The following is a 6,413-nucleotide window of genomic DNA, read 5'->3' as shown; positions in this document are numbered from 1 at the left end:
GGGCGCCATCCCCGCGCAGGCGACCGACCCCGCCCCCGGCGGCGCGCTGCCGCTGCGCCAGAGCACCGAGATCCAGGGCGACATCCTGGCCGGCTTCCGCAAGGACCACGTCAGGCTGCTCCTGCTGACCTTCGGCAACCAGCGCGGCGCCCGCGGCTGGCTCGACCGGCTCCGTCACCGGATCGCCACCACCCGGGACGTCGCCGCCTTCAACGCCGCGTTCAGCCGGGCCCGGCACAACTCGGCCGGCGACGACCCGAGCGGCCTCCACTCCGTCTGGCGCTCGGTGAGCTTCAGCCACGACGGCCTCACCCTGCTCATCGGCGGCGCGCCCTGCGCCGACGTGCCGCGCGGCAGCACCCAGGAGGCCTTCGCCCAGGGCATGGCCAAGCGCGCCGAGCTGCTGGGCGACACCGGGCCGAACGACCCGGCGCACTGGCTCTTCGGCTCCCGGGGGAGCGCGCCGGTCCACGCCGTGCTCACCGTCGCCGCCGACCGCGCGGAGGAGCTGAGCGCCGCCCTCGCCCACGAGCGCGAGGAGGTCGCGAGGCACGGCCTCTCCATCGCCTTCGAGCAGAGCGGCGCCACGCTCGAGGGGCAGCGCAGGGGCAAGGAGCACTTCGGCTTCAAGGACGGCATCAGCCAGCCGGCCGTGGCCGGCTTCGACGAGCCGGACCCCGAGCGCCCCGAGTACCAGCGCGGCAAGCCGGGCACCAGGATCATCGCGGCCGGCGAGTTCGTGGTCGGCCACCCGACCGACCACCGGCTGCCGGCCTGGTTGCCCGAGTGGATGAACGACGGCTCGTTCCACGTCGTCAGGCGGCTCGCCCAGGACGTGCCCGGCTGGTGGGCCCAGGTCGCCGACCAGCTGCGGGTGCTCAAGGAGCTGGGCGCGGTGCCAGAGGAGGCCACCACCGAGTGGTTGGCCGCCCGGCTCGTGGGGCGGTGGCGCTCGGGCGCGCCGGTCGCCAAGTCGCCGGACGCGGACGTCACGGCCGCCCAGGGCGCCGAGCCGGACAACGACATCAGCTTCGACGGCGACCTCGAGGGCCGCGTCACCCCGCTCTGCTCCCACATCCGCAAGGTCAACCCGCGCGACGGGCTCAAGGTGGACCCGGAGGCGCCCGAGCCGCTGGCGCTGAGCGGCGCGCTCGACGGGCGGCGCATCATGCGCCGCGGCATCCCCTACGGGCTGCCCTTCGACCCGGCCGGCGGCGCGGGCAACGGCCCCGACGCCCCGCGCGGGCTGCTCTTCGTCTCATACCAGGCCGACCTCATCCACCAGTTCGAGTTCGTCCAGCGCACCTGGGTGGACAGCGGGGACTTCCCGAGCCGCGAGAAGCCGGTGGGCAGGGACGCGATGATCGGGCGGGAGGGCGTCGTCTCCTTCCCGGCCGGCGGGGCGGAGGGCGGCGACTCGGTGGAGCTGAGCCTGCGCCAGTTCGTGCGCACCGAGGGCGCGGTCTACGCGTTCGCGCCCTCGCTCTCGGCCCTCGAGCGGCTGGCCAGAGGCACCATCCCGGTCGGCGGCGGGCCGGCCGCCGACCGGGTTCTCAGCGCCGTCCGCACCCTTCAGCGCGGCGAGGTGGTCAGCACCCGCAAGGCCAGGCTGCGCTTCGAGACCGACGGCGACCTGGTGGTGCGCGACGAGAACGAGACCGAGCGCTGGCGCGCCGGCGCCGCGGGCCTCGGCGCGAGCCGGGCCGAACTCCGCGCGGACGGGCGGCTCGTCCTCGCCGACTCCGCGGGCGGGGCCGTCTGGTCGGCGCCCGCCGAGCCGAGCCCGGGGTCCACGCTCGAGGTGCTGACCGACGGCGACGTGCTGATCCGCTCGGCGGACGGCACGGTCCTCTGGAGCACGAGCACGGCCCACTGAGCAGGAGCGGCGTCGTCCGAGGGCTCCTCGGGCGCCGCCGCGCTCCGGTGGCCATCATCGAAATCGTTTACCGCACAGCCGCGTTGACGCCGTGTCGGCGTTGTCGCGAGCATTGACGGCCTCAGCATGAGGCGTCTAGCGTGCGCAGCGGCCTCGTGGACAAACGGTTTCTGCTTTTGACCGGCTCCCGAGAAAACGGTTACTTCCATCGCCAAGGAGGACGATCGGATGACCCCTGGACCGAGCCGCCGCGCCATACTCCAACTCGCCGCCGCCGGGACCGCGACCGGCCTGCTCCCGCTCGGCGCCGCCGCGCCCGCCCTGGCCGCCGGGCCCGCGTCGCCCGCCGCCGCGCCCGGCGGCCGGCCGGGCGCGCTGGACGCGATCCTCTTCGGGGACCCCGACTCCGAGCGGGCGCACGGCCTGGTGGCCGAGGACACCGAGGTCGTGCCGGGGCCGACCGGCGGACAGGCGCGGGTGGCGCTGCCGCTCGCCACCCCGGCCGACCGGGGCGGCGACCTGAGATTCACCGTCGCCGTCGATCCCACGGCGCAGAACCACCTCACGCTCAGGTTCTGGGGCGAGGACGACTCGGACCAGAAGACGATCCTGCTGGTCGACGGGGAGCAGGCGAGCTACCGGGGAGCCGCCGACTACGAGCCGATCAACGCCGGCACCAGGGCGGCGGCCCTGACGGGGCGGTACTTCTTCGCCACCGCGCTGCTGCCGCTCGTCGCCACACTCGGCCGGACCAGCGTCGAGATCACCGTGCGCACCGTGGCCGCCTCGGTCACCGGCAGGGTCACCGCGCGCTCCCGCCGCTACCTGGAGGCCTTCACCCACACCGCGCCCTGGGTGGCGCCGCTCGAGGGTGACGTAACCGGTTACCCCAAGTCGACGGAGACGGCCACCGCGCTGAGCCCGGAGGCCGAGCGCGCCCTCGTCGAGCGGTACCGCGCCCGCCAGATCGAGACCTTCGACGCCCTCTCCCGGCGGGTGGACGCCAACCCGGCCGCCACCATGTCGATCGTCCGTTACCAGGACGAACTGCGCTACTACGCCGAGGCCCTGTCCACCGCCTGGTGCCCGGCCGCGACCCCCGAGCAGAAGCGGGCGGCGCTCGGCCGGATCTTTGCCTCCGTCGACGCCTACACCCGGCAGTACTACGGCAACGTCAGGAGCCTGGGCAACGGCGGCCACCAGTCCGACTGGGGCGGGTACCACTCGGCGCTCGGCGAGGCGCTGTACATCGTCGAGAACCTGATCGCGGACGAGGCGGTCTACGGGGCCGACCGCTTCGCCGCGCTGCTCGCCGAGCCCTTCGACACCGGCACCGTGGACGGCGACAACAGCATCGCCGGCGTCGGCTGGGATGGCGGGGAGCTGACCAGGTTCGGGGCCTGGGAGCGGGTGCTCAAGGCCGCCTTCGACTTCGCGCGCTCCCGGCTCTCCTACATCCACAACCAGGTGATGTACACCTATGAGGGCGCCTGGAAGGCCCACGAGGGACTGCGGGTCATCGGCTCCGAACACTACGAGGGCCGGGCCAGGAGCCACCGCATCGCGCTCGAGGCGCTCGGCGCCGCGCCGTTCCTCGGCGAGGAGGTGCTCGTCGGCCCGGACGGCCGTGAACTCAACCTCTACCACAGCCTGTTCCAGCACGACCGGAACGCCCACTACACCGAGGACTATCTGCGGGTGGTGATGCGCGGCCTGGCCACCAGCAAGCTGGACGACTCGGGGGAGGTGGTGCGCCGGCTGCCCTACGGCCGCCACCACACCGGGCTCACGGCGGCCGGCCTCACCCGGGAGAACGGCTACGTCGGCAACTACGGCGAGGCGACCAACTACCTGCCGTCCTGGTTCCACCGCACCCTGGACCACGCGGGCGACGAGGAGTTGAACGACGAGATCCTGCGGCTCGCGCTGCGTAGCGTCCACGCCCGCGGCCAGACCCGCTACCAGTCGGTCGACGCCGCGGGCCGCCGGGTGATGCGGATGCAACAGGTGGTCGACGACCGCAACTCGGCCTACCCGGGCCGGGTCGCCTACTCGACCGACGAGCAGAGCCCCGCCCAGGCCATGGGCTTCGCCTCCCTCGAACGCCACATGGCGAGCCACCCGGAGCGCTACCGGGGCGCGGCGTGGGAGCCGTACTGGGAGTACGCCCGCGAGACGGTCGGCTTCCTCCAGCAACAGCTCGTGGACAACCAGTACTTCAACCTCTTCGAGTCCCGCATTCTGCCCAACCACCGTTACACCCTGGGCTTCAAGGAGACCTGGGAGTACCTCACCGCTGGCCGCGCCGAGTTCCCCCGCTTCGGTCGGGTGGCGGCCGGCGTGGTGCTGCCGCACACCGACCTCGACCGCTACACCGACGCCGAGTTGACCAGGCTCGGCATCGGCCGGGACCACCTGCCGGAGCGGTTCGCCTGGGTGGACGTCGACAACCTGCTGTTCTGCGTGCGGGACGGCGAGACCCACCTCTTCGCCTCGCTCATCATGCGGAACAAGGGCGGCTTCCAGGCCAACGGCCGGCTGCACGCCCAACACGCGGGTCACGACCAACTGGTCCAGTTCGCCACCGAGGGCGTGTTGCGCTACCAGGAGTACACGCTGCGCGCGCCCTCGGTCGAGGAGGCGATCTTCCACGACCGCTACACCCCGCCGGGCGCCCCGCCGCTGGCCCAGGCCGGCGAGCTCACCCCCGTCTCCTTCCAGCCGGGCATCGGCCGAACCGACCGCGACAACTTCCGCGAGGACACCCCCTACGCGGGCTACCCGGAGCTGGCCTCCGCCCGCTACGGCCGCTACCTCTTCGCCGCCAACACCACCCGCGCCGCCTACCGCAACGCGCGCGTCCACCAGCTGCCGCTGCCCCCCGGCACGCGGGCCGACCGGGTGCTCGACCTGGTCTCCGGGCGGCGGCCACGGGTGCGGGACGGCGCGGTGCGACTCGACCCGGGCACGGCCGTGGTGCTGCGCCTCGACACCGCCGAGACGGCGCCCGGCGCGCCGGGCACGGTCGACGTCGTAGTCACCACCCCGGGCTCGGGCGCGGTCGGCATCAGCTGGAAGCCGGCGGCCGGCGCCGCGTCCTACACCGTCAGCCGCGCCGAGCGTGCGGGCGGCCGCTACACCGAGGTGGCCGGCGGGGTGACCGGGACCAGCCACCTGGACCGGGTGCCAGACGCGGACGCCACCTACCGCTACCGGATACAGGCGATGAACGAGCGGGGCGCGGGCCGCGCCGCCACGCCGGTGGCCGCCGCCGTGACCCGCGCGCACAGCCGCGCCCTGCGGGGCGGCCCGTGGCGCGACGACCCGGTGGGGGAGGGCGCCGCCGGCTCGGCCGTGGTGCGCGGCGGCACGATCACCGTCGCGGGCGTGGCCGGCGCCGGCTTCGCGGGCGGCGACGACGACCACATCTACGACCGCGACCACCACGACTCCCTCTACCTGGTGAGCCGGCTCGCCAGGGGCGGGGTCGCGGTCACCGCGCGTCTCGCGGGCGCCGCCGGCGCGGTCAACGGCGTGATGCTGCGGGACGCCACCGGCGGGTGGGCCCGCTACGTCTACCTGGGGGCGAACGCCGCGGGCCGGCTCGAACTGCGCACGCGGAGCCTGGACTCGCGCGAGGACATCGGGCAGGGCAGCGCCGGCCAGACCGCGTCCGGCGGCATCACCCGCAGCCCGATGGTGGTGGACCTCGGCGAGGGGATCGAACACCGGGTCGCCGACACCCCGTTCGTCCGGCTGGTCAGGCACGGCGACTCGCACCTGGTGACGGCGCTGGTCTCGGCCGACGGGTCCACCTGGGAGCGGATCGGCGCCTCGGTCACCCCGATGGTGGACGTGGTGCACGCGGGCGTCGCCGCCACCGCCGACACCGCGTTCCGCGCGGTCGCCGTCGACCGGGTCGAGGACGGCGTGGCCCTGCCCTCGGTGGCCAGGGCGGCCGGGGGCGGCGTCGTCGTCCACTGGAACAAGCCGAAGCACGCCGTCGCGTTCTCCCTCTACCGGGCCACCGGCGAGGACGGCGCCTTGACGCGCCTGATGGACCGCCAGCGCGGCTTCTCCCACGCCGACGACGCGCCTTTCGGCACGGCCACCTACCGCATCACCGCGCATCTCGCCGACGGCTCGACGGTGGGCTGAGGACGCGCTCGGCCTGACGGCCGGCCTTGGCCGCTGAGCAGGTGCGGGCGGGTGGCGGCCGGCGCGGGTCTGCCGCCCTGTGCCGACCCGGCCGCCGGGCCGGACTCGCGCCGGCGGCGGGCTTGGCGAGTTCCGCCGCCGTGGCGGGCCCGGCCCTCCGGGCGGGAGGCCGACGTGGGGCGCCGGGCCCCGGCCCATCTCTGCCTGGGGGCCGGCCAGGGCCGGAGCCTGATGGACGGGCCGGACTCCCGCCAGCGGCCGGGCCTGGGGAGTTCTGCCGCCGTGGCGGCCCGCCGGGCCGGTGACTCACGCCGGGCCGGCCAGGGCCGCGTGCGGCCGCTCGGTCGCGTCGTGGCCGGTGGCGCGGAGCGCGGGAAGG

3 protein-coding genes are annotated in these 6,413 nt (G+C 74.7%); all 3 read left to right on the top strand.

Annotated features, from left to right (window positions below):
• Window positions 1-1,876: Dyp-type peroxidase (locus E1265_RS31840; protein WP_347877269.1), on the top strand; the 1,876-nt coding region annotated here is incomplete at its 5' end.
• Between the two features lie 228 nt (window positions 1,877-2,104).
• The gene (locus tag E1265_RS31835) at window positions 2,105-6,034 is read left to right on the top strand and encodes a fibronectin type III domain-containing protein (protein ID WP_132934443.1); all 3,930 of its coding nucleotides are present in this window, start codon (window positions 2,105-2,107) and stop codon (window positions 6,032-6,034) included.
• Window positions 6,035-6,208: 174 nt separating this feature from the next.
• Window positions 6,209-6,413, top strand: a 205-nt coding sequence (locus E1265_RS38305; RefSeq protein WP_207931286.1) for a hypothetical protein, incomplete at its 3' end; no start/stop codon positions are given.

Origin of the sequence: Streptomyces sp. 8K308, from assembly GCF_004348315.1 — a bacterium.
Lineage (GTDB): Bacteria > Actinomycetota > Actinomycetes > Streptomycetales > Streptomycetaceae > Streptomyces.
This window is presented reverse-complemented; position numbering and strand designations above follow the sequence as displayed.

What these genes read in the sequence shown, in the direction of transcription:
- E1265_RS31835 (WP_132934443.1), top strand. Translation starts at nt 2,105, where the DNA reads ATGACCCCTGGACCGAGCCGCCGCGCCATACTCCAACTCGCCGCCGCC.